Origin of the sequence: Flavobacterium pasteuri, from assembly GCF_048286615.1 — a bacterium.
Taxonomy (GTDB): Bacteria; Bacteroidota; Bacteroidia; order Flavobacteriales; family Flavobacteriaceae; genus Flavobacterium.
This window is the reverse complement of sequence record NZ_JBLVPN010000007.1, coordinates 231,790-255,118: the sequence shown is the minus strand read 5'-3', so window position 1 is coordinate 255,118 and position 23,329 is coordinate 231,790. Positions and strand designations below refer to the sequence as shown.

Annotated in this window: 23 protein-coding genes; 16 read left to right on the top strand and 7 right to left on the bottom strand. The window is 34.2% G+C overall.

What is annotated here, in order from left to right; genetic code table 11:
* Positions 1-565 (top strand): hypothetical protein (locus ACNQF6_RS12375; RefSeq protein WP_417966206.1); only part of this gene is annotated, 565 nt, incomplete at its 5' end.
* 143 nt (positions 566-708) lie between these two features.
* Here ACNQF6_RS12375 and ACNQF6_RS12370 read toward each other — a convergent pair.
* The gene (locus ACNQF6_RS12370) at positions 709-1,494 is read right to left on the bottom strand and encodes an anti-sigma factor (protein WP_417966205.1); all 786 of its coding nucleotides are present in this window, start codon (positions 1,492-1,494) and stop codon (positions 709-711) included.
* Positions 1,494-2,024, bottom strand: a complete 531-nt coding sequence (locus tag ACNQF6_RS12365) for an RNA polymerase sigma factor (RefSeq protein WP_099715280.1) — start codon at positions 2,022-2,024, stop codon at positions 1,494-1,496. The genes ACNQF6_RS12370 and ACNQF6_RS12365 overlap by 1 nt, the downstream gene beginning before the upstream one ends.
* Before the next feature lie 231 nt (positions 2,025-2,255).
* On the opposite strand from ACNQF6_RS12365, the gene ACNQF6_RS12360 reads away from it, so the two are divergent.
* The 5 genes from ACNQF6_RS12360 (at position 2,256) to ACNQF6_RS12340 (ending at position 7,880) form a co-directional block, all read left to right on the top strand.
* On the top strand, positions 2,256-2,909 hold the full coding sequence (locus ACNQF6_RS12360) for a DUF4331 family protein (RefSeq protein ID WP_417966204.1): 654 nt from the start codon (positions 2,256-2,258) through the stop codon (positions 2,907-2,909).
* A gap of 73 nt (positions 2,910-2,982) precedes the next feature.
* Entirely contained in the window at positions 2,983-3,537 is a 555-nt protein-coding gene (locus tag ACNQF6_RS12355) for a DUF4331 family protein (protein ID WP_417966202.1), read from the top strand.
* Between the two features lie 99 nt (positions 3,538-3,636).
* On the top strand, positions 3,637-4,932 hold the full coding sequence (locus ACNQF6_RS12350; protein ID WP_417966201.1) for a tetratricopeptide repeat protein: 1,296 nt from the start codon (positions 3,637-3,639) through the stop codon (positions 4,930-4,932).
* 3 nt (positions 4,933-4,935) lie between these two features.
* Positions 4,936-7,149, top strand: a complete 2,214-nt coding sequence (locus tag ACNQF6_RS12345; protein ID WP_417966199.1) for a TonB-dependent receptor — start codon at positions 4,936-4,938, stop codon at positions 7,147-7,149.
* Between the two features lie 230 nt (positions 7,150-7,379).
* Complete coding sequence (locus ACNQF6_RS12340) at positions 7,380-7,880, top strand: glutathione peroxidase (RefSeq protein ID WP_417966216.1); 501 nt, start codon at positions 7,380-7,382, stop codon at positions 7,878-7,880.
* Positions 7,881-8,058: 178 nt separating this feature from the next.
* On the opposite strand, the gene ACNQF6_RS12335 is transcribed toward ACNQF6_RS12340, so the two are convergent.
* Both ACNQF6_RS12335 and ACNQF6_RS12330 read right to left on the bottom strand, forming a co-directional pair.
* Positions 8,059-9,009: a tRNA dihydrouridine synthase gene (locus tag ACNQF6_RS12335; protein WP_417966198.1), complete on the bottom strand. Its 951-nt coding sequence runs from the start codon at positions 9,007-9,009 to the stop codon at positions 8,059-8,061.
* Between the two features lie 108 nt (positions 9,010-9,117).
* Entirely contained in the window at positions 9,118-9,615 is a 498-nt protein-coding gene (locus ACNQF6_RS12330; RefSeq protein ID WP_417966197.1) for a GNAT family N-acetyltransferase, read from the bottom strand.
* 96 nt (positions 9,616-9,711) lie between these two features.
* Between ACNQF6_RS12330 and menD the strand changes: the two genes are divergently transcribed.
* Both menD and ACNQF6_RS12320 read left to right on the top strand, forming a co-directional pair.
* The gene (gene menD, locus ACNQF6_RS12325; protein WP_417966196.1) at positions 9,712-11,385 is read left to right on the top strand and encodes a 2-succinyl-5-enolpyruvyl-6-hydroxy-3-cyclohexene-1-carboxylic-acid synthase; all 1,674 of its coding nucleotides are present in this window, start codon (positions 9,712-9,714) and stop codon (positions 11,383-11,385) included.
* Positions 11,386-11,473: 88 nt separating this feature from the next.
* Positions 11,474-11,815, top strand: a complete 342-nt coding sequence (locus ACNQF6_RS12320; protein ID WP_417966195.1) for a DUF2853 family protein — start codon at positions 11,474-11,476, stop codon at positions 11,813-11,815.
* 81 nt (positions 11,816-11,896) lie between these two features.
* Here the strand turns inward: ACNQF6_RS12320 and ACNQF6_RS12315 are convergent, their stop codons facing one another.
* On the bottom strand, positions 11,897-13,249 hold the full coding sequence (locus ACNQF6_RS12315; protein ID WP_417966194.1) for a M28 family metallopeptidase: 1,353 nt from the start codon (positions 13,247-13,249) through the stop codon (positions 11,897-11,899).
* Positions 13,250-13,573: 324 nt separating this feature from the next.
* On the opposite strand from ACNQF6_RS12315, the gene ACNQF6_RS12310 reads away from it, so the two are divergent.
* Positions 13,574-14,428 carry a CvfB family protein gene (locus ACNQF6_RS12310; RefSeq protein WP_121365211.1) on the top strand — a complete coding sequence of 285 codons (855 nt, stop codon included), beginning with the start codon at positions 13,574-13,576 and terminating at the stop codon, positions 14,426-14,428.
* 346 nt (positions 14,429-14,774) lie between these two features.
* On the opposite strand, the gene ACNQF6_RS12305 is transcribed toward ACNQF6_RS12310, so the two are convergent.
* Positions 14,775-14,900: a hypothetical protein gene (locus ACNQF6_RS12305; protein WP_417966193.1), complete on the bottom strand. Its 126-nt coding sequence runs from the start codon at positions 14,898-14,900 to the stop codon at positions 14,775-14,777.
* Positions 14,901-15,157: 257 nt separating this feature from the next.
* Between ACNQF6_RS12305 and ACNQF6_RS12300 the strand changes: the two genes are divergently transcribed.
* The 7 genes from ACNQF6_RS12300 (at position 15,158) to ACNQF6_RS12270 (ending at position 22,427) form a co-directional block, all read left to right on the top strand.
* A complete protein-coding gene (locus tag ACNQF6_RS12300; RefSeq protein ID WP_091170323.1) occupies positions 15,158-15,988 on the top strand; it encodes a 1,4-dihydroxy-2-naphthoyl-CoA synthase in 831 nt (276 codons plus the stop codon).
* A 123-nt stretch (positions 15,989-16,111) separates the two neighbouring features.
* Complete coding sequence (locus ACNQF6_RS12295; RefSeq protein WP_417966192.1) at positions 16,112-16,633, top strand: PH domain-containing protein; 522 nt, start codon at positions 16,112-16,114, stop codon at positions 16,631-16,633.
* Positions 16,633-18,147, top strand: a complete 1,515-nt coding sequence (locus tag ACNQF6_RS12290; protein ID WP_417966191.1) for a PH domain-containing protein — start codon at positions 16,633-16,635, stop codon at positions 18,145-18,147. The genes ACNQF6_RS12295 and ACNQF6_RS12290 overlap by 1 nt, the downstream gene beginning before the upstream one ends.
* A gap of 83 nt (positions 18,148-18,230) precedes the next feature.
* The gene (menA, locus tag ACNQF6_RS12285) at positions 18,231-19,193 is read left to right on the top strand and encodes a 1,4-dihydroxy-2-naphthoate octaprenyltransferase (RefSeq protein ID WP_417966190.1); all 963 of its coding nucleotides are present in this window, start codon (positions 18,231-18,233) and stop codon (positions 19,191-19,193) included.
* Between the two features lie 44 nt (positions 19,194-19,237).
* Positions 19,238-19,915: a metal-dependent hydrolase gene (locus ACNQF6_RS12280; RefSeq protein ID WP_417966189.1), complete on the top strand. Its 678-nt coding sequence runs from the start codon at positions 19,238-19,240 to the stop codon at positions 19,913-19,915.
* Between the two features lie 107 nt (positions 19,916-20,022).
* Positions 20,023-21,231: a tetratricopeptide repeat protein gene (locus ACNQF6_RS12275; RefSeq protein WP_417966188.1), complete on the top strand. Its 1,209-nt coding sequence runs from the start codon at positions 20,023-20,025 to the stop codon at positions 21,229-21,231.
* Between the two features lie 149 nt (positions 21,232-21,380).
* Complete coding sequence (locus ACNQF6_RS12270; RefSeq protein WP_417966187.1) at positions 21,381-22,427, top strand: o-succinylbenzoate synthase; 1,047 nt, start codon at positions 21,381-21,383, stop codon at positions 22,425-22,427.
* On the opposite strand, the gene ACNQF6_RS12265 is transcribed toward ACNQF6_RS12270, so the two are convergent.
* Entirely contained in the window at positions 22,328-22,756 is a 429-nt protein-coding gene (locus ACNQF6_RS12265; RefSeq protein WP_417966215.1) for an AI-2E family transporter, read from the bottom strand. The genes ACNQF6_RS12270 and ACNQF6_RS12265 overlap by 100 nt on opposite strands.
* Positions 22,757-23,329: the final 573 nt, after the last annotated feature.

Below are 23,329 nucleotides of genomic sequence, written 5' to 3'. Positions count from 1 at the left end.
AAGTACGGATGGAACTTCTGACACGAAATACCCAAGTGTAAAATCGGTTAAGGATTATGTTGATGCTTCGACTACATCAGGTTCAACTGCTTTAGCTTCAGAAATATCTCGTGCTACGACTGCTGAGGCTACTTTGACAACAAATTTAGCAACTGAAACAACTCGTGCCACGACTGCTGAAGCTACATTGACTACAGATTTAGCCACTGAAACAACTCGTGCTACTACAGCTGAGGCAAGTAAAGAAGCTTTGGCAAACAAAAGTACAAGTGTAAGTACAGACGGAACTTCTGACACGAAATACCCAAGTGTAAAATCGGTTAAGGATTATGTTGATAATAGTGTAAATGATGTAACAGATGAGCTTTATTCTAACTTATTGCAATCAACTTTTGTTATGTCTAAAACACCATCTGTAAAAAGTAAAGTAAAAATGTTTATTAATGGTTTAAGAGTTAGGAATTCAGCCTACTCAGTAAGTGGTAATACAGTTACATTAGACACTTTAATACTTGGTTTTACTTTGTTGTTAAATGATAGAATTCAATTTGATTATTTTTATTAAAATAGATTTAATATTTAAAAAATGTTTTTTTAGTTAAATGTAATTTATTATCTCTATTCGATATGTTTTTTCGTTAGTTCTCAATAAAAAAAGGTTCAACTCTAAAGTTGAACCTTTTTTAGTAATACAGAAAAAGAGATAATTTACACTTTTCCTAATGTATATAATTGTTCCATTGAAGGAGTTAAGCTTCCGCCTTTTGGCTCTAGTGTGATTCCAAAAGCTTCTGCTTCAGTAGCATTATTAACAGCAAATAATTTTTGATCATTTGCATCAAAGTCTTCCAGTAATCCAATGCTAGTAGGAGTCAATGGGCTTAATTTTAATGCCCAAACCTGATATACCATTCCTTCTGGTGGCTCCGGTAAACCTGCGGCATCAATATAGACTACCTTAGTATCTTGATTCCAATATACTTTTGCAAAAGATTCTGGAGCAACTACTTGTCCACCAAGTGCTACAACAGTATTTTTAGTGTCTCTTACAACCGCTAAACTCGTTTCGTTAGCCGTATTTTTTAATTTTAAGACAATAAATTCTTTCTCTAATTTAGCTTTCTCAACTTCAGTATTGGCTACTTGCGTAGTAGTTTCATCTAATTGATTGTATTGATATCCAATACCAACCAATAATAGAATTGCTGCTGCCCAACCAACATATTGTGACCAATTGGTGGTAGGTTGTAACTCGATTACTTTAGCATGTTTGAGTTCCAGTTTAGCTTTAATTTTTTCATAATTAGCCACAGAATGAAACGGTGAAAAGCTAGATGATAAAGCAACAATGGCTTTTTCTATAGCTATAATTTCGTCGTTAATTTCCTGGCTGTTTTTCGCCATGGTGCTTACTTGTTCGTTTTCGGGTTCACTTAGTAAACCGTAAACATAAAGCTCCAGGATTCCTGATTCTATATATTCTTTTGTTTCCATTATACTTTCAAATAATTTCTTAAGTCATTAATACAATTTCTATTTTGTGTTTTTACTGTTCCCAAAGGAATCGCCAATTCATCAGAAGCTTCTTGTTGGGTATACCCTTTAAAAAACAGTAAATCTATTATTTGAATACATTTTGGTTTTAGTCTTTTTACAAACTCTTGCAATCCAATAGTATCCATTTTGTCGACCAGTTTAGAACTGTCTTCAAAGTGATTTACGAAATTATCTGTAGAAAGGTTTTTTTGACTGTTATTAAAATTTTTCGAACGCAGTTTATCTATAGAAGTGTTTCTGGCAATATTCAGAATCCAAGTGTAGAATCTTCCTTTGCTCTCATGGTAAGAATCAATATTCTTCCAAATTTTTACAAATACTTCCTGAAGCACGTCTTCTGCTTCTTCTCTGTTTTTTACGAGAACATTTATAACCGAAAATAAACTTTTGGAATACATATCATATAGATGTGTAAATGCCCTTTCGTCTTTCTTATAAATTAATACTAATAACTCTTCTTGACTCATATCTTACTATTTTACTTATACAAACTTATACAATCTTATTTAGAAATGATTGATTTAATGATTGTCAAGATAATAAAAAAATTAAAACTAAAATAATTATATTTTATTTAAGTATTTAAGTAATTGATTATCAATTATTTGTATAATTAATTGATTTTTTTTTTACCATTTTTAAAACCAAAAGAAACACTTTCCCGTAAATGATTTTATAACCTTTTAATTTATAACAAAATGAAAAAAACAAAAATGATTTTAGGTCTATCGCTAGTGGCGATTTCGGGCTTAATATTAGTAGCTGCGGATCACATAGATGCTCCGGCTACAATGTCTGGCGATGCAGGTGATATTACTGATGTGTACGCCTTTCAAGGTCAAAACACAAGTAATTTAGTATTTGCAGTAAACACACAAGGATTGTTAAGTCCTAATGCTACAGGTGCTGCTACATTTAAAGAAAATGTAATGGTTGAAATCAATATTGATAACACAGGTGACAATGTTGAAGACTTAGTTATTCAAGCAATCAAGAGAGATGACAAAATGTATTTCTTTGGACCAGTTGCTCCAGGAACAACAGGAACATCAAGTACAGTTAAAACAACTGCTTCTACAGGAAATGTTACAATTTCGACTTATGGCGCAACAGCTTTAACTGCTGAGCAAAATGGAATGAAATTTTTTGCAGGACCAAGAGACGATCCTTTTTTCTTTGATTTAGGTCAATTTAAAGCAATTCTTGGAGGAACAGCTTCAGGATTTAATAATCCAGGTACAGACACATTTGCAGGAACTAATGTAATGTCAATTGTAGTAGAAGTTCCAAAAACAATGTTAGGTTCTTCAAGCACAATCAATGTTTGGGCTGAAACTAAGAAAAAACAATAATTATTTTATTTAAAAAAGTAACAACATGAAATCGAGTATTTACGATTTCCAAAAAACTTAAAATATAAAGATCATGAGTAAAGCAAATAAATTCAAAATTATAACAATCGCACTAGTAGCTGCAGTTGTTTCAGTAAATTGTGATAATGACGATTCAAACGGTGATTCTACTGTAAGCCTAGATTTTTCAGGAACTTATGTTCAGCAAGATCAAATGGCAAGACCGGCAATCAATACTGTATTCGTTGCTTCAGGGCAACCTAAAGATGATTTTAATGCTGCAATTCCTTCGGCAATGGGAGCTAAATACCAATCTATTTTTCAATCTAGATTATTAGCATTGAATCCAGGATATACTACTAATGCTTTAGGACAAACGGCTGCTCAGCTAACTGGTCTTTTGGCTACAGATGTATTGGGAGTTTCTAAAACAGCAAAAACAACTTTCTTTGACGGGACTAATATATTAACTGGTAGAGCTTTAGCAGATGATGTAATTGATGTTGAATTATTATTGATTTTTGGTGGATCAGCTGGTACTTCTAACCCAGGCCTTACTAAAGATAATGTAAATGCAAATGATAAAGCATTTGGTACAACTTTCCCTTACTTAGCTTCTGCTTGGTAATATTTTCTAAAAAAAAACAGAGCGCTTGCAACAATTTTCGCTCTGTTTTTTTTATTACAACAAACAAACAAACAAACAAACAAACAAAACAATTAGAGTATGAAAACTTTAAAAACAATATCATTTTTAGTTTTCACAATCCTATTCATATTCGGTTGCGAGACTAAATCAGAACAAATTACAAATAAGCAAGACTATAATAAATATTTGACTTTAAAGGGAAATAAATCACTGACTTTTGCACATAAAGAAATTGATTTTTGGCAGAAAAAATTTGATGCAGCTCCAAACCAAATCAGTTATTTAAGTCAATTAGCATCAAATTACAACATGCTTTTCGAATATACAGGAAATATAAAAAACCTATATAAAACGGAAGAACTATTGACAAAATCAAACGAAGCGTATGATTATTCCAGAGTATCAACGATTCGATCATTAGCAAGAAATTATATTTCGCAACATCGTTTCAAAGAAGCCTTGGAGTTAGCTAATAAAGCATTAACGATTGGAGAGGGTAAAAAAGAAACTCAAAAATTACTTTTTGACGTTCAAATGGAATTAGGAAATTATCCGGAAGCGGTTAAAAATCTGAATGCCATAAGAGATATGAATAGTTTTGATTATTTGATTCGCTTGGCAAAATGGAACGATCACAAAGGAGATTTGGATACAGCCATAACTTTCATGGAAAAAGCAAGAGATATTGCTGAAAAAGATGATAATAAAGCACTTAAAATTTGGTCCTATTCTAACCTTGGAGATTTTTACGGTCATGCGGGAAGAATTCAGGAATCGTATGACAGTTTCCTAAAAACGTTAGCATTAGATCCTAATTATTCGTATGCTTTAAAAGGAATTGCTTGGATAGTTTTCTCTAAGGAAAGAAATATAAATGAAGCAAATAGAATTATTGATGCTATAGCCGTTACTCATAATACGCCAGATTTTTATTTGTTAAAATCTCAAATTGCCCAATTTAAAGGAGATAAAACCAATGAAATAAGAAATAGAAACGCTTATTTTTCTATGATGGAGAAAAATAATTATGGTGCGATGTACAATAAATACAATGCTTTGATTTATGCCGATGATAAAAAAACAGCTTCAAAAGCATTAGAAATTGCCAAAATAGAAGTAGAGCATAGACCTACTGCAGATTCTTATGACTTGTTGGCTTGGGCTTATCTAAATGTAGGTGAAAATAAGAAAGCATTAGAAATTGCTCAGAATCATGTGGTTGGAAAATCCTTTGAACCAAAGTTGCAATACCACTTGGCAATGATTTATAAATCAAATAATCTAGCGCTTAAAGCGAAACCTATTAAGGAAGAATTACTGTCCAGTTTGTATGAGTTGGGACCTAATTTCGAGAAAAAGGTAAATCAATTGTAGCGCATGAAAAATATTATTCTAGTGATGATTACCCTTTTTGGGTTGTCTTCTTATGCTCAAATCCAAAAAGGAAAAGTATTGGATAGCGATGGTAATCCTGTTGAAAACGCCTATTTAGTGAATACAAATTCTGAAAGTCATGCGCATACCAATGAATTTGGATTGTTTAGCTTAGATAAAACGGTTTTAGGTGATGTGATTAAAATAACCGCTTTAGGATATAAAAAGTCAAATTTTACCATTGTATCATCGGATGATACAATCATTCTGGAAGATGATATTTTTAGATTGAATGAAATAATAATCCAACCGAAACTTTCGGCTATGAATGTAATTTCTAAAATAGATTTGCAAACCACCCCGGTAAATTCTTCGCAAGAAATTTTGCGAAAAGTACCTGGATTATTCATCGGGCAACATGCCGGAGGAGGAAAAGCGGAACAAATTTTCCTTAGAGGTTTTGATATCGATCACGGAACAGATATTGCCATTTCAGTAGATGGAATGCCAGTAAACATGGTTTCTCATGCGCATGGTCAGGGGTATGCTGATTTGCATTTTGTAATTCCGGAAACGGTAGAAAAAATAGATTTTGGAAAAGGAACGTATTATGCTAACAAAGGGGATTTTGCTACAGCAGGATACGTTGCTTTCCAAACTAAAGATAAAATAGAAAAAAGTAGTATTGGTGTAGAGGTGGGACAATTTAATACCTTGAGAACAGTAGGATTGTTTAATCTTTTGGGCAACCAAAAAACACAAAGCGCCTACATTGCCACAGAATATATTCTAACAGATGGTCCTTTTGATTCTCCCCAAAATTTTAATAGGATCAATCTGTTAGGTAAATATTCAACTATTTTAAGTGACAATAGTAAGTTTTCAATCCTGGCTTCTCGCTTTTCAAGCAAATGGGATGCTTCTGGTCAAATTCCGCAACGGCTGATTGATAATGGAACGATTTCAAGATTTGGTTCCGTTGATGATACCGAAGGAGGAAATACGTCCCGAACGAACTTTAGCGCGAGTTTGAGTAAACCAATTGATGAAAATACGTTCTTGAAAGCCAATGCTTTTTATTCAAATTATCAATTTGAATTGTATTCGAATTTTACTTTCTTCCTGGAAGATCCAATAAACGGAGACCAAATTAAACAGAAAGAAAACAGGGATATTTATGGAATGAATGCTGAGTTGAATAAGAAAATAAAATTAAATGATGTAGATGTTTTGTTACAGTTTGGTGGAGGTTTTCGCGCTGATGCTACAAAAGATACGGAGCTTTCTCATACTTTGAACAGAAGAACAGTTTTAGAAAATATAAAATTAGGAGATATTGATGAATCTAATTTCTTTTCGTACTTGAATTCAGAATTCAATTTTGGAAAATTGATGATTAATCCGGCCATTCGATTGGATTATTTCAAATTCAATTACCAAGATAAGTTGACTACGGATTACAAAACACAATCAGAATCTAAAGTTAAATTTTCTCCAAAACTGAATTTTATTTATTCGCAAAATAACAATTTGCAGTTTTTTATAAAATCAGGAATGGGTTTTCATTCGAATGATGCTCGAGTGGTCGTTCAAAACAGTGGAAAACAAATTTTACCAACCGCAATAGGAACGGATATTGGTACCATTTGGAAACCATTTCCTAAGTTAATTGTGAATTCTGCTTTGTGGTATTTATTTTTGGAGCAGGAATTTGTTTACGTGGGAGATGCCGGAATCATTGAGCCAAGCGGAAAATCAAAACGCATGGGAGCAGAGCTTGGATTGCGTTATCAGTTGAACGATTGGTTGTATTTTGATGCTGATGCAAATTATACTTATGCCAGAAGTATTGATGAACCAAAAGGTCAGGATTACATCCCGTTAGCGCCAGATTTCACCACGACAGGAGGTTTAAGTTTCCAGAAAGTGAATGGTTTCTCAGGAGGAATACGGTATCGTTACTTAAAAAATCGCCCAGCAAATGAGGATAATTCTATTGTTGCCAAAGGTTATTTTATATCTGATTTAAATGTTAATTATCAATATAAGAATATCAATTTCGGAATAGCAGTTGAGAATGTTTTTGATACTGCATGGAACGAAACACAATTTGCCACTGAATCTAGGCTTCAAAATGAACCTGAAAGTGTCGAAGAAATTCATTTTACTCCAGGAACGCCTTTCTTTATGAAAGGAAAAATAACCTATACGTTTTAAATACCACATTAAGATTTGTTGTTTATTTGTTTGGAAGTCTGGCATTTTCATAATGTCAGGCTTCTTTGTTTTTTAACGTGTGTTTAACGAAAATAAATTTAAATGAGACAAATAATTGTCTATTTTTATAAAAAATTTTAAATATGAAAAATCTAGTAATTATTGCCACATTTGCTTTAATTTTATTTAGCTGTCAAAATCAGGCACAACCTAAAAAATCTGAAACCAATATGAGTACGCCATCCATAGCTAAAGAAACAATTTATCAGTTCAAAGTAGAAGATTTATCAGGTAAAAGTTTTGATTTTGCTTCTTTGAAAGGCAAAAAAGTCATGATTGTAAATACGGCTTCAAAATGTGGATTAACACCACAATACAAAGATCTTGAAGCAGTTTATAAAGAATACAAAGACAAAGGATTAGTAATTGTAGGTTTCCCTGCAAACAACTTTGCTTCACAAGAGCCAGGATCAAATGAAGAAATAGCTACTTTCTGTCAACTAAATTACGGAGTAACTTTCCCTATGATGGATAAAGTTTCTGTAAAAGGAGATGATATGGCTGCTATCTATCAGTTTTTGACTCAAAAATCAAAAAATGGTTTACAAGATTCAACTGTAGAATGGAATTTTCAAAAATACCTAATCAACGAAAAAGGGGAATTGGAAAAAGTAATTTCTCCAAGAACATTAGTAACAGACCCAGAAGTATTGAATTGGATCAAAGCATAATTTTCTAACGCTAATTTTAGAAATTAAATATTTTAAAAGAGATTTTCAGTCAAATGAAAACCTCTTTTTTTTGCGGTTTGAGTAACTGTCGAATATTTTCTAAACTTTGAACCATTAAAAAATTAAGTTACATTAAGAATCATAGCTTAATTTTTCTTAATTTCTTAATGGTTTTTTTCTAGAATTTTTCGTTTTTGAAAATTTCAGCTACTGCAGCTTCATAATTTCGAATACTTTGCGCTTTTTTTATTTTCTTCAAAACTTTATGTGGATTTGAAAACGTAGCCGAAAAGTATTCCCATAAATGATACATTTTTAATAAAATATGGGTTGAACCAGAAAGAGATTCACTATAAATGGCATACAAAGTATCGTGAAACGCACTGAATAGTTCCATTTTATTGGCAGGATATTCTGAAGTATTGTTTTTGATCATACTTGGTAAAAATGGATCCGAAATTAATCCTCTACCAATCATCCAATGATTAATAGTAGGAAAGCGTTGTTGCATTTCATGAAATTTAGCCACCGAAGTTATATCTCCATTGTAATACAATTTATGTTTCGTGTTATCAACACATAGCTGAAACGCATCCAGATTGACGCCACCTTTATACAGTTGTTTTCCAATGCGTGCATGAATCGCAATATTTTTAATAGGATACGTATCTAAAATAGGTAAAACGTCAAGAATTTCTTCACTGTTTTCATAACCCAGACGCATTTTCATAGACACAATAATATCTGATTCATTATGTGCTCTGTGAAGGATATTATTGATTTTTTCGGGATTGCTAATCAAACCAGAGCCCATGCCAGACTTGGTAACCATAGGATAAGGACATCCTAAATTCCAGTTTAACTCCTTATAGCCCAATTCTCGAACATACTTGGCTACAAATAAAAATTCATCGGCATCGTTTGTTATTACTTGCGGAATTACCTCTAAATCAAGATTATTCTCCGGAAGCAAGTCGCGTTCGTAAGATGGTTTGATGACCATTTTTCCGTTTAAGCGAATGTAAGGTGAGTAATAAGTGTCAATTCCTCCAAATAATTTGTTTTGGGCATTTCTAAAACGAAAGTCGGTAAATCCCTGTAAAGGAGATGAAAGTAAGGTATAATCCATGAAATTTTTAGTTGTGCAAATATACTATAAAGTAGGAAGTCTTAAAGTTATAAAATTCATAAAGTCAAAACATAGCACAAAATGAACTGCCTGATGATAAAATTCGTTTTATTCTAAAATTAATTGCATGAACACAGAGTGTAACCAACGATCAAATTTATAACCGGATTCCTTGATAATCCCCACAGTTTTAAAACCAAATTTTTCGTGAAATTCTATACTGCTTTGATTTTCAGCATCAATTACGGCAATCATCGTATGTAATTTTTGATTCTTCGCAAGACGGATTAATTCCTGCAGCAGAATTTTTCCAATACCTTTTCCATGTTGGTCTTGGTTTACATAAACAGAATGTTCTACAGTAAATTTATAGGCTTCGCGAAAACGAAACTCACTATACATTCCAAAACCAACAACTGTCCCATCTAATTCCGCAACAATTACTGGGAAGTTTTTTTCAATTTTTTCTTCGAGTATGGCTTTTTGTTGCTCAAAGGTTCGGATGTTGTAATCATATAGCGCTGTGGAGTGCAAAATATTGTAATTAATTATGTCTAAAATCTCCTGAGTGTCTTCTGTTTTGTAAGCTCGTAATCTAATTTCCATGTGTTGTTTATTTGCTTCAAAATTAAGAAATAACCGTTAAAAATAAAGGAAAAAGGGTTGCAAGTTTGTAACTTTGTATTTCAGAAAATTTACACAATGATTTACCCCAAAATACCTTTAGCACAAAGCATTATTGAAATTTGTTTGGCCAAAGGAATCACCACCATAATTATTTCTCCGGGTTCTAGAAATGCCCCGCTTACAATAGGTTTTGTAAACAATCCCGCCTTTCAATGTTACAGTATTGCTGATGAGCGTTCGGCTGCATTTTTTGCATTGGGAATCGCACAACAAACCAAGCAGCCAGTAGCATTGGTGTGTACTTCAGGTTCTGCATTATTGAATTATTATCCAGCTTTTGCGGAAGCGTTTTACAGCCAGATTCCTATGATTGTGATTTCGGCAGACAGACCGCAAAGCAAAATTGATATTGGCGACGGACAAACCATCCGACAGGAAAATGTATTCGAAAACCATTCGTTGTATAATGCTAATTTGCATGAGAATGTTTCAATGGAGAATGATTTAAAAATCAACGAGGCGATCAATACGGCAATTACTCAAAAAGGTCCTGTTCACATCAATGCTCCTTTTGAAGAACCTTTGTACGAAACTGTTTCGGAGCTTTCAGTCAAAGTGAATACTGTCGCTTTCGCAAATGCTACTCAGATGATTTCCATCGAAGACGTTTCGGACTTTGCAACGATTTGGAATAATTCTGCTAAAAAAATGATTTTGGTTGGCGTGAATAATCCGAATGCGATTAATACAAATATAATAGAGGCTTTCGCCAAAGATGAGTCGGTAGTAGTATTAACCGAAACGACTTCCAACTTGCATCACGATACTTTTATAAACAACATTGACACGATAATTACGCCATTTACTACTGAAGATTTTGAAAATTTTCGGCCGGAAATTTTGGTGACTTTTGGAGGAATGGTAGTTTCAAAAAGAATCAAGGCTTTTTTAAGAAAATACAAGCCAAAACACCATTGGCACATTGATTCTTGGAGAGCGTATGATACTTTTGGCGCTTTGACTAAACATTTTGAAGTAGATCCAAATGTGTTTTTTGACACTTTCTTGCCACTTACAAATGCAATAAAAAGTAATTATTTCGAGCAATTAGACGCTGTAAAAGCATTGCGAAAGCTAAAAAGTGATATTTATTTAGGTAAAATTCCTTTTTCTGATTTTAAAGTTTTCGAAAAAGTGATTCAGTGTTTGCTAGCTAATAGCCAATTGCAAATCAGTAATAGTTCAGCGATTCGATATGCGCAATTAATAGATATTGACCCTACAATTGAAGTCTATTGCAATCGCGGTACCAGCGGAATCGATGGGAGCACTTCTACTGCAATTGGTGCGGCTGTCTCGTCATATGGACGAGATGAAAAACAAACCGTTTTTATAACGGGAGATATTGGTTTTTTGTATGACAGCAATGCGTTATGGAATAATTATATCCCGAAAAATTTCAAGATTATATTGATTAATAACGGAGGTGGCGGAATTTTTAGAATTTTACCAGGACATGAAGAAAGTCCCGTTTTTAATACATTCTTTGAAACTTCCCATTGTTTAACGGCTGAATATTTGGCTAAAATGTATGGTTTTGAGTATGGTATTGCCAGCGATGAAGTAAGTTTAGCAACAAGTTTGACCGCTTTATATGCTCAAAATGAAAAGCCAAGTATTTTGGAAATTTTCACACCCACTTTAGAAAATGACAGTATTTTACTGCACTATTTTAATGAATTGGTCTAATTATTTTTTAGGTGTCTTGTAATAGATTCAATTAAATGTTTAAATTTGGGAGTATTAAATCTATTAATCAAATATTAAACTTTTATTTATGAGTGCAAGAGACGAATTGATTGTAAAGTATGCTGCTGATTTGAAAGACAAATGTGGCGTTAATCCAGACATGGATTTGTTGACAAAAGTAACTATAGGTTGTGGCCCGTCAATTTATAATGCTGATTCAGCAACGGTAGCCGGAAGTCAGCAATCCGAATTAGATACGGTAAAAAACAATTTCTTAATTAAGAAATTAGGACTTGCAGATGCACCGGAATTAGATGCGGCAATAGATGCCGTGATGGAAAAATACGGTCGTTCTAACAGGAATAAATACAGAGTGGTAATTTATTATTTACTGGCTGTTCACTTCAAAAAAGAAAGTGTTTACAATTAATACTTTATTTGTAAACTGGTACCCATAAAAAAAGCGTTTGCCTCGGCAAACGCTTTTTTGTTTTAGTGTATAGAATCATTTTTAACGAATTGGAATTGGAAAAACCGGTAAACTGGAATGTCCTAATGCATCTACAGCTTGAACAGCAAAGAAAAAATTGTCTTTAGAATAGGGGATTTCAGCTTTTGTATCTTTTACAAAAATTGTTTTTTCCCAATGTTGCGATGACGTTTCTCTAATAAGAATGTTATATCCATAAACCGACTTTCCTTCAGGAGCGGTCCAAACTAAAGTAGAGAAATTAGTCAAATCCTTTACTTCAATTCCTACGTTTGTAGGTGCTTTAGGTGACCAAGCCAAATTGCTGAACGTAGCCAGGTTAGAACAGGTCACTTTCTTCATGTATTCAAAGTCCATAAACTCTGCAAGATCGCCATATTGAATGTCATTTTCTTTACGTACGTTTTGGTGTTGATGGTCATAGTTTTCATTCATTTCACAAAAACGAATGGCTGTAAATCCATTTTGACTGAAAGGAGTGTGATCGCCTCCACGCAAGAAACGGTCGTTGCGATAGACTAAATTAATATCCAGTTGCTCTACATATTGATTCGTAACTGTTTTAATGTATCGGGCTAATTGTCTCGATGGGCTATCATTATCACGATTGGTCGATTTACGCATTTTTGATTCGGCTTCCGTTTCTAAAAATGGAATTGTTTCACTGAAAACGCGAACTTTAGTATTGTCTCTCAATAAAGTTCCGCTGGATAAACTATTTCCAATCATGTCATTATTGATCATCGCAATAACATTCCATTTTCCATCTTTGGCAACATCCGCTAAATGTTTGGCTCCGTACAATCCTTGCTCTTCACCAACAACAGCTACAAAAATTAATGTAAAAGGAAATTCTCTTGGACTCATTATTCGGGCCAGTTCCATCATGGCAGCTACTCCGGAAGCATCGTCATTAGCACCTGGTGCATCTGATTTAGCATCCATAACATCTGAAGCACGGGAATCTAGATGGCCGCTTATGATCAATACACGATCATCTGTAGGGTCAGTTCCTTTTAAGGTTGCCATCACGTTCCCCAACTGGCTGTCGGTGGTAATACGTCTTCCGTCTGCTTTGATGGTAAAAAAATCAATAACTGAAGTTAGTCTTCCATTTGAAGCTAGTGCATATTTATCAAACTCTGATTTTACCCAGCGTTGCGCCGCACCAATACCGCGGGTGTTGCTTTTGGTGTCACTTAATGTATGTCGGGTTCCAAAGGATACGAGTTTACGAACGGTGGCTTCCATGTTTTCCGATTGTACTTCGGTAATCATTTTTTTTATTTCGGGATCGTCGACTGTAGTTTGTGCGTAATTGGTATGAGAAATTAATAATAGTAGGAACAAACAGAATATTGAGGTTGGTTTCATTAATAGGATTATTTTAGTTTTCTCAAAGTTAGTGAAAAAGAAAAAGAAAGTATAAATCAAATTGGGTTTTAGGAATTGTTTACTCTTAAAATGTTCGAAATTCTGAAAAACAAAACGTTCTAATTTAGCCCCGATGGAAGCAAGTATCCCACGCATTTGGGCGTGGATACTGCGGACAGCGGGACAACCCGTTATGAAAAAGCGGAAAGTGCTGCTCCTAAAAAAGAAAATAGCCATCGGATTCTGGCTTTGTTTTTTTGTGGACAGTTTCTTAATTTACTATTTTCAAACTTCGTACCTTTGCGCTTTAGAAATTGAAAGAAAATGATTGAAATAGGAAAATACAATACGCTTACCATACTACGTGATACCAAAGTGGGTTTGTTTCTGGGAAATCCAGAAAAAGATCCCGAAGGGATTCATGACATTTTGTTGCCTAACAAATACGTACCAAACGAATTTGAAATAGGTGAGGAGTTGATTGTTTTTGTGTATTTAGACCACGAAGAAAGACCCGTTGCCACGACATTAGAACCTTATATTTTATTGAATGAATTTGCGCTTTTGCGTGTGAATTATACCAATCAGATTGGTGCTTTTATGGATTGGGGAATGGAAAAAGATATTTTGGTTCCGTTTAAAGAGCAGGCACGTCCGATGGAAAAAGGAAAACGCTACTTGGTGTACCTTTATATGGACGAGAAAACTAATCGTTTGGTGGCTTCCAGTAAATTGAATCAGTTTTTAAAAAATGATCACCTGACGGTTGAAAAAGGGGAAGAGGTAGATTTAATTGTTTCTCATATCACTGAATTAGGAATTAACGTAATCATCAATGAAAAGTACAAAGGTTTGATGTACAAAGATGAAGTGTATGATGATGCGATTCGCACGGGAGACCGCATGCGAGGATATATCAAGACAATTCGTCCGGATAATAAGATTGATGTGGCACTGCAAGTTCAAGGCTATCAAAGTATTGAACCAAATGCAGAAAAAATTCTGGATGAGTTAAGAGCGAGCAGAGGTTTCTTGCGTTTGACTGATAATTCACATCCAGAAGACATTAAAACGGTTTTGAAAATGAGTAAAAAAACCTTCAAGAAAGCGATAGGAGCTTTATACCGAGAGAAATTAATAGAAATCAAGGAAGACGGGATTTACTTGGTTAAGGAATAAAAAAAAGAAAGACTAATCGTAACGGTTAGTCTTTCTCTTTTTAATGCTGTTTTAGAATATTAAATTCTGTAGCACTAGAATAAATTTGAATTTTAAAGTATATTTATCCACCTATATGTACAATAGTATGCGCTATACTATTTTAAAAATAGTAACTTAAGATAAATTACTTTAAAGAATAGTTTGTCTTTAAATGTACAATCACTTGATTACGAGTTAAGAAATAATTTCACAATAAGGCCGTTGGTTTTCTATATATTGGATGATAATTTTCTAAAACAATTGTTTATTAATGTCTCACTTTTGCAAGGACAAGAAAAATAAATCTTTAATTTAACCGTAGGTGTTACTTTTTATTTTTTACTGCTGGGGCAAATGCTAGTATCATTAGCTCTTTTATCGGGGCTTTGAAAATATTTTTATAAGTTATTACCGTAGAAAAAGGAGCGACAACATTTTTAATTGCATTCAATACATTCTTTTTTTAGGTTAATAAATCAGTGAAGGATCAATAATTAATCAAGATAAAGTATTTGTATTCATCTGATTAGCTTATTGTAAAATTAAAAACAAATTGAATTGGTAACTGTTAAAATGCTGATTTTTTATTGTTTTTTAACGTTTTAAAGTCTTTAATCAGAGAAGGATTACCATAAGCTTGTCTAAATAGAATAGATAAAATGTAAAAAATGATTTATTTTTACACTAAAATAATTTAAATCAATTGTAATGGATTGGATCACTGCCAAAGAATACGAAGATATCACTTATAAGAAATGCAATGGCGTTGCCAGAATTGCTTTTAACAGACCGGATGTACGCAATGCGTTCCGTCCTAAAACGACTGCTGAATTGTATAATGCCTTTTACGATGCTCAGGAAGATACATCAATAGGAGTTGTATTACTTTCTGCTGAAGGACCTTCGTCTAAAGATGGCGTGTATTCTTTTTGTAGCGGTGGCGATCAAAACGCGCGCGGGCATCAAGGATATGTGGGCGATGACGGGCAGCACCGTTTGAATATCTTAGAAGTACAACGTTTAATTCGATTCATGCCAAAAGTAGTTATTGCTGTAGTTCCAGGTTGGGCTGTAGGTGGAGGACATAGTTTGCATGTGGTGTGCGATTTGACTTTGGCTAGTAAAGAACATGCTATTTTTAAACAAACGGATGCTGATGTAACGAGTTTTGACGGTGGATACGGTTCGGCTTATTTAGCTAAAATGGTGGGACAGAAAAAAGCACGCGAGATTTTCTTCTTGGGACGCAATTATTCTGCTCAGGATGCAATGGATATGGGAATGGTAAATGCTGTAATTCCACATGCTGAATTAGAAGATACGGCTTACGAATGGGCGCAGGAAATTTTACAAAAATCGCCAATGGCAATTAAAATGCTAAAATTTGCGATGAATCTTACCGATGACGGAATGGTAGGACAACAAGTTTTTGCTGGTGAAGCCACAAGACTTGCGTATATGACCGAAGAAGCTAAAGAAGGCAGAAATGCATTCCTCGAGAAAAGAAAGCCAAATTTTGAAAAAAAGTGGTTGCCGTAATTTAGTAATCAGTGTTCAGTTTTTAGTGTTCAGTCGCAAAAGGGAAAAAAGTTTGATGTTTAAAGTTGTTTTAAAAAAGAACTTTAAACTTTCAAACCTTGCGCTTTAAATTAAATTTTATAAATGGAAAATTTTACAAACGAAACAATTGATACGCGCCAACTTCCAAAATTTGAGGAAGTCACTTTTACTAATTTGCATCCTAAATATATTAGGGTGGTATTGATCAATCTGGGGTTATGTATTGGCATACTTATTCTTGTTCCAATATTGCTTTCCATGTTTAAACCTGAAATTTTTTCAGGAAGAGTATGGTTGATTATAGGCGCTATTATTCCTGTATTTTCGATTTTGTTGGTAGTATTTTCTATTATTGGATTCCAGAAAAAAGGATTTGCTTTCCGAGAACATGATGTACTTTTCAGGTACGGAATTATTGCTACAAATACAATTGTAATTCCTTACAATAGAGTACAGCACGTGGCTTTGCATGAAGGATTAATTTCACGTTATTTTGGTCTGGCCAAAATTGAAATTTTTACAGCCGGCGGAAGTTCGAGTGATATTGAAATTCCGGGTATCGAAAAAGAACAAGCTGAAAATATCAAACAATTGTTGATGGGCAAAATACAAAAGCAATTGTAATGAGAGCCGATTTTAGTCAGCCACAAAGGCAATCTTCAATAGGGATTTTGGTACTATTTTTTTACACGCTTCAGCAATACGCAAGAGCGTTGTGGCCTATGATTGTGATTTGGATTTTCAAGTTTGACGAGGTTAATAAATTGTATTTTTTCCTTGGAATGCTTACCATTTTTGTCAGTATTGGGGTTGTTTCTTATTTGAAATATCTGAATTTTACTTTCTTTTTGGATGCCGAAAATGAAGAATTTATCATTACAGAAGGTGTTTTTAATAAAACCAAAACCGCGATTCAACTGCGTAAAATGCAACAAGTAAATATCAATCAGTCTTTTATTCAAAAGTTAGTTGGGGTTTTTGAATTGGATGTAGATACTGCTGGAAGCAATAAAAAAGAAGGCGCTATCAAAGCGATTTCACATGAATTGGCTTTGGAGTTGAAATTTCGTTTGTTAGAAAATGAAGATCTAAAGACTACAATTGGAACTGAAATAACTTCATTGGAGGAAACCGAGCAAAAATTATTTGAAGTTGCACATCCTTTTATTAAAATCAGTTTTTTGAGTTTGCTGAAAGTTGGAATTACGTCTAATTATGGCAGAAGTATTGCTTTATTGTTAATTTTCTTTAGTACGATATACGAGAATTTTCAAAATTTTGGAGACGAAAGCAATGTTTATAAAGAAAAAATAGGTTCGTATATCGATAAAAATCTAGTATTGCAAACTATTTTAACAGCTATAGTATTATTGTTTGGAGTGGTTTTGGTTGTGAATGTAATCCGTATTGTTTTCAAATATTATGATTATAGCATTGTCCGACAAAAAGGCTCTTTGTTGTTGTCTTTTGGTTTTTTGAATACTAAAAGTACCATCATCAAGCCTGAAAAAGTTCAGATTACGACCATTAAAAGGAATTATTTCCAAAAGAAAATGGGAATTTTAGAACTGAAAATTAAACAAGCGACTAACGGTGAAAAAGAAGAACGCAAGTCCGTAATAGAAATTCCGGGATGTAGCGAGACTGAACGAGATGCGATTTTGAAGTTGTTATTTCATCAAATTCCTGAAAAAGGATTGATGCTGCAGCCTAATTTTCGTAAACTTATTTTTTCTGTTTTTCTTTCAATAGGATTACCTTTGTTAGGATTTATGGCTGTTGGATATTGGATTGAATCCCTGTTTTTTGAATACAGTTATGTAGTGCCGGTTTATGTGATTTTTATTGGATTAATCCAATATTTTAAATTTAAAAATAACCGATTGTTCATTAACGAGAATTTTATAATAAAGCAAAGTGGTGCTTGGGATGTGAGTAATGATATTATTGAGCCCAGTAAAATTCAGGCGATTACAACTTCGCAGCTTTTTTGGCATAAAAAGTTGAATATAGGTTCTGTAACATTGCATACGGCAGGTGGAGATATCGCTTTTCAGTTAGGGGATTATTCAGTCATAAAACAACAAGTCAATCTTTGGTTGTACGAAATAGAAACTTCCGATAGTAATTGGATGTAAATAAAATGGTTTAAAGTCTGAGGTTAAAGTTTTATATACTTTGAATCCTAAGTTTTAAACTTCAAACTTTTAAATAAAAAAACATGAAACATTGGATTGAAGCCGCACGATTACGTACATTACCCTTATCGGTTTCTGGAATAATAGTTGGTAGTATGTATGCTTTGGCTCACCCAACAGATAGTATATTAACGCCAACAGAAGTCTTTAATTGGCGATTGTTTGGCTTTGCCATTTTGACAACATTAGGATTGCAAATACTGTCCAATTTTGCTAATGATTACGGTGATGGTATGAAAGGAACTGATAATGAAGATCGAGTAGGACCAAAACGCGCGATACAAAGCGGCGTGATTACTCCGCAAGCTATGAAACGCGCTATTATAATTACATCGGCTTTGACGTTGCTTTCGGCGATGTTATTGATTTATTATGCGTTTAGAGATACAAATCTATGGTATTCCTTATTTTATTTAGTATTGGGAATTCTTTCCATTGTATCTGCGATTCGCTACACGGTTGGAAATACGGCGTACGGCTACCGTGGATTTGGCGATGTATTTGTCTTTGTATTTTTTGGATTGGTGAGTACTTTAGGAGTGAATTTTTTATACTCCAAACAATTGGATGCGTTGTTGGTTTTACCTGCAATAGCTATTGGATTATTGAGCGTTGGTGTTTTGAATTTGAACAATATGCGAGATGAAGCATCGGATAGGAAATCGAATAAAAATACGATTGTTGTGAAAATTGGCGGAGCCAAAGCTAAAAAATACCATTACATTTTGATTGTTACGGCGATGGTTTTGGTGTTGGTTTTTGCAGTTATTGATGATTTTCACTTTGATCAATACTTGTTTTTATTTGCCTATATCCCTTTAACCAAACATTTAATTACCGTTTATAAAAATCAAAACGCTAGGGAGTTAGATCCTGAATTAAAAAAACTGGCATTGAGTACTTTTGCACTTTCCGTTTTACTATCGTTAGGTATGATTTACTTTTTTTCGGATATCATTGTGAATACTTTTTTAGGCGGGAGATAAATTAATAATCAAGTAGGGAACTATTCAATTTTAAATTAAAAAAAATGAAAATAACATTTTACGGCCACGCATCATTAGGAATCGAAGTTGGTGGCAAACACATTCTAGTTGATCCTTATATTTCTGCAAATCCAAATGCAGCTCACATTGACATTGACACTTTAAAAGCAGATTATATTTTGCTTACGCATGCTCACGGAGATCATATTCTCGATGTGGAGGCAATTGCCAAAAGAACGAATGCGGTAATTGTTTCCAATGCTGAAATTGCAGGTTATTATGGAGTAAAAGGCTTTCAATCACATCCCATGAATCACGGCGGAAGTTGGAATTTTGATTTTGGGAAACTGAAATATGTAAATGCTATTCATTCCAGTTCGTTTCCTGACGGCAGTTACGGAGGAAATCCAGGTGGTTTTGTCATTGAAGGCGAGCATAAAAATATCTACATTGCGGGTGATACAGCGCTGACAATGGATATGAAACTCATTCCTATGCGAACCAAGCTAGACTTAGCGATTCTTCCGATAGGCGATAATTTCACTATGGATGTCGAGGATGCCATCATCGCTTCTGATTTTTTGGATTGCGATAAAATTCTGGGCTACCACTACGATACTTTCGGTTATATCGAAATCGACCATGAGGAATCCATTCGTAAATTCTTCAACAAAGGAAAAGATTTGATGTTACTGGAAATAGGAAGTTCTATAGAGTTGTAGTTTTTATTTGGAGCAATCTCCTGCTATTCACTTGTATCTTTACTTGCTTAAAGAAAGCAAGTAAAGGATGCCGTTTCTATCAGGGCTAAAAAAAGTTAATCAAGAACATGAATAGTATAAAAGGAATTTTTCTCCTCCTAACTACACTCGCATTTCAAGCGGGTGTTGCTCAAAAAGACGGCTATTGGGATAAAACCCGCGCTACAACCGAAGAAATAACGGTTTCAGCCAGAGACAGAATCATCATAAAAACCCAAGATTTTCCTGAGGGAACTACTGAGGTCGTTTATAGAATAACGCTTTTGGATAAAAATCAGCAAATGGCGGGCAGTTTGGTTTCGGTTTTAAAAGCTATTCCAGATCCTACGGGAATTAGTCAGGGTTCAGCAGGAGCGGTTTTTATTTTGTCTAAAATTTCTGGTTATGACAAATGCAAGTATGCTGTTTTTTCTAGTGCTGATTTGGCTGCAAAATACAAAGAAAATGGAAAAACTGATCATGCGTGTTTAGTTCAAGATACACCAGTCAGTAAAGATGCCAAGCGACTTTCTACAGAGAAATCGGCTTGTATGCAATCGAATTCAGGTAATTTATGGTTTGGTTTCGAAAGTAAAAACTGGATTATGAACCAGAAAATAATTCTGGAAGTCGTGCCATGGGTCGATAATAAACTAAGTCGTGGCTGGACACTCGAAAACAGAAAAGCAATTATAGATCAATGCAAAACTTCTAATTTGGCTCAAAAAATGACCAATTCAGATGATTTTTGCGTTTGTATTCTCGAAAAAATCCAATCCAAGTACAAGTATAAGGAATTCCAAAAATTATTGGCTGTAGAGCGTGCTAAAGCGTTCAAGGATTTTGGTAACAGTTGTTTTGGCGAAAGCAGTCTTTCTAAAAGCGTGTATGACGATTTGCGCAAGCAAGCCGCTACACTAGCAAAACAAGGAAAGCAAGGCGAAGCCATCTCGAAACTGATAACAATTATCAATGATGGCAAAGCGACCGCTTTGGATTGCAATGCAATAGGTAGTAGTTTTGTTTTGACAAAGCAGTACGGAAAAGCGATTAAATTTCTTAAAGAAGGCGAAAAAATTGACGATACGGAGTTATTGATAAAGCTAAATTTAGCACACGCTTATTTATTGAACGATAATTATTCCTCGGCAAAAGCCATTTATAAAGAGTATCAGTCTCAAAACGTAACGGATAGTTTAAGTTGGACTCAAAAAATAAAACAAGATTTTGCAGCTTTCAAAAAAGCAGGAATAGTTTCCAATGACTTTGAAAGAGTTTTGAAGTTGATCGAAAAGTAAAATTATTCTCTTTAAGGATTTGTCAAGTCGAGCGCAGTCGAGACTCATCAATTAGGTCTCGACTGCGCTCGACTTGACAAGATTAGGTATTGCTTATTTTTCCTGCGAATATGTAACTCATAATTTATAACTCATAATTAATAATTTTTTTGAAAGCAACCTACCACAAATACATTCTAGATTTCAAACGACCATCAGGGACTTCCCGTGGCGTTATGACGGAAAAGGAAACTTGGTTTATCGTCTTGGAACAGGACGGTAAAAAAGGAATAGGTGAATGCGGAATCCTTCGCGGATTGAGTATTGATGATCGCTCGGATTATGAAGAAAAATTGCAATGGACTTGCGATACTATTAACTTGGGAAAAGACCAGCTTTGGGAAGCATTATTAGAGTTTCCTTCGATACAGTTTGGAGTGGAAATGGCGTTCCAATCTTTAGTGAGTGAAAACCCTTTTTTGTTGTTTCCTTCGGACTTTACAAATGGCACAAAGTCTATCTTGATAAACGGTTTAGTTTGGATGGGCGAGGAGTCGTTCATGAAGCAGCAAATTGAGGAAAAACTATCACAAGGTTTCCGATGTGTTAAACTTAAAATTGGAGCGATAGATTTCGATAAAGAACTGCAATTATTGCGATTTATTCGGGAGCATTTCACTCCGGAACAAGTCGAAATTCGGGTTGATGCTAACGGTGCTTTTAGTGAAAATTTAGCTTTAGATAAATTAATTCAATTGTCTGAATTTAAACTACATAGTATTGAACAACCGATACAAAAAAATCATACTGACAAGATGGCAGAACTGTGTAAAACCACTCCTTTTCCTATTGCTTTGGATGAAGAGCTGATAGGTGTGTTTACAGTTGCTGAAAAAGAGGAATTACTGGAGAAAATTAAGCCACAATATATCATTTTGAAGCCAAGTTTTGTAGGTGGTTTTCGAGGCACTCAAGAGTGGATTTCATTGGCTGAAAAGCATAAAATCGGGTGGTGGATTACCTCAGCTTTGGAAAGTAATATTGGACTCAATGCTATTGCGCAATGGACCTTTTTACAGCACAATTTGATGCCTCAGGGATTAGGAACCGGAGCTCTTTATGCTAATAATTTTGACTGTCCGCTGGAAGTTTCACAGGGGCAATTGTGGTACAAAGAGGAGCTGGATTGGGCCTTTGATTTTGGTCTTTTGAAATAGATTATTTCGTAGGTTTCCTTTGTTCGCCGTCTCCTAATAACACGGATAACGTTTTTAAGCTTGGTGTGCGGTCGGCAATCAATTTTATGATACTTATTGAACGGAATGAAGAGAATTATTCCTGCAGCGCCCCATAAAATGCCTCCCACGATTACCACAATAATGATGACGAGTGTATTTTTTTTTAAACGGCTTCCCACAGCGAAAGAAAATATGATAAAGGCTTCGAGTGCTTGAACAACTGAAAAAAAAGCAATGACTGCCAACGGATACCAAATAGAATTGTACGTGATCCAGGAAACTGCAATAGGCAACAGCGATGATATCATGATTCCTACAGACGGAATAAAAGTAAGGATTGAGGCTATAAATACAAATAGAAATGGGTGTGTACTCCAATAATCAATAGTCCGATGCGGTTTAATAATCCAACGATTAAATAGACTAGTAGCATTCATGTGATGAAATTGTACTATGCATGAATGGTTTGAACAAGGATTTCGCGAATAGTTTTTTTTAGGTGAGAAAATTCCTTACAAGGCATTTAATAGCATCTGGTGGTGAAAAAGTATTAATGCTGAGAAAATTTGAAAACTTTGCGAATAATAGATAAATTATGGCTCCTACCAAAAGTGTTACCCCTAAAATGGAAATAATAATCGAAACTTCTTTGTAAATTCCTTTTGTTTCCATCCATTTGAAAACAGTATATAGAATAAAATCAATGAGTAACGAAAAGCTTAGCGGAATAAATAGTGTTTTGCCAAAGTATAGAATGAAAGAGGCTAATACAGTATACTGAAGAATTTATAAAACAGAAAATCTCTTACTGTATTGAAAATACCGGTGTTATAGAAGATTCTAACATACAAATTTGTATTGTAACCGTTATTTCTTACTCT

Coding starts and splice junctions, on each gene's coding strand:
- ACNQF6_RS12370 (WP_417966205.1), bottom strand. CDS start 1,494: ATGGAAACAAAAGAATATATAGAATCAGGAATCCTGGAGCTTTATGTT.
- ACNQF6_RS12365 (WP_099715280.1), bottom strand. CDS start 2,024: ATGAGTCAAGAAGAGTTATTAGTATTAATTTATAAGAAAGACGAAAGG.
- ACNQF6_RS12360 (WP_417966204.1), top strand. CDS start 2,256: ATGAAAAAAACAAAAATGATTTTAGGTCTATCGCTAGTGGCGATTTCG.
- ACNQF6_RS12355 (WP_417966202.1), top strand. CDS start 2,983: ATGAGTAAAGCAAATAAATTCAAAATTATAACAATCGCACTAGTAGCT.
- ACNQF6_RS12350 (WP_417966201.1), top strand. CDS start 3,637: ATGAAAACTTTAAAAACAATATCATTTTTAGTTTTCACAATCCTATTC.
- ACNQF6_RS12345 (WP_417966199.1), top strand. CDS start 4,936: ATGAAAAATATTATTCTAGTGATGATTACCCTTTTTGGGTTGTCTTCT.
- ACNQF6_RS12340 (WP_417966216.1), top strand. CDS start 7,380: ATGAGTACGCCATCCATAGCTAAAGAAACAATTTATCAGTTCAAAGTA.
- ACNQF6_RS12335 (WP_417966198.1), bottom strand. CDS start 9,009: ATGGATTATACCTTACTTTCATCTCCTTTACAGGGATTTACCGACTTT.
- ACNQF6_RS12330 (WP_417966197.1), bottom strand. CDS start 9,615: ATGGAAATTAGATTACGAGCTTACAAAACAGAAGACACTCAGGAGATT.
- menD (WP_417966196.1), top strand. CDS start 9,712: ATGATTTACCCCAAAATACCTTTAGCACAAAGCATTATTGAAATTTGT.
- ACNQF6_RS12320 (WP_417966195.1), top strand. CDS start 11,474: ATGAGTGCAAGAGACGAATTGATTGTAAAGTATGCTGCTGATTTGAAA.
- ACNQF6_RS12315 (WP_417966194.1), bottom strand. CDS start 13,249: ATGAAACCAACCTCAATATTCTGTTTGTTCCTACTATTATTAATTTCT.
- ACNQF6_RS12310 (WP_121365211.1), top strand. CDS start 13,574: ATGATTGAAATAGGAAAATACAATACGCTTACCATACTACGTGATACC.
- ACNQF6_RS12300 (WP_091170323.1), top strand. CDS start 15,158: ATGGATTGGATCACTGCCAAAGAATACGAAGATATCACTTATAAGAAA.
- ACNQF6_RS12295 (WP_417966192.1), top strand. CDS start 16,112: ATGGAAAATTTTACAAACGAAACAATTGATACGCGCCAACTTCCAAAA.
- ACNQF6_RS12290 (WP_417966191.1), top strand. CDS start 16,633: ATGAGAGCCGATTTTAGTCAGCCACAAAGGCAATCTTCAATAGGGATT.
- menA (WP_417966190.1), top strand. CDS start 18,231: ATGAAACATTGGATTGAAGCCGCACGATTACGTACATTACCCTTATCG.
- ACNQF6_RS12280 (WP_417966189.1), top strand. CDS start 19,238: ATGAAAATAACATTTTACGGCCACGCATCATTAGGAATCGAAGTTGGT.
- ACNQF6_RS12275 (WP_417966188.1), top strand. CDS start 20,023: ATGAATAGTATAAAAGGAATTTTTCTCCTCCTAACTACACTCGCATTT.
- ACNQF6_RS12265 (WP_417966215.1), bottom strand. CDS start 22,756: ATGATATCATCGCTGTTGCCTATTGCAGTTTCCTGGATCACGTACAAT.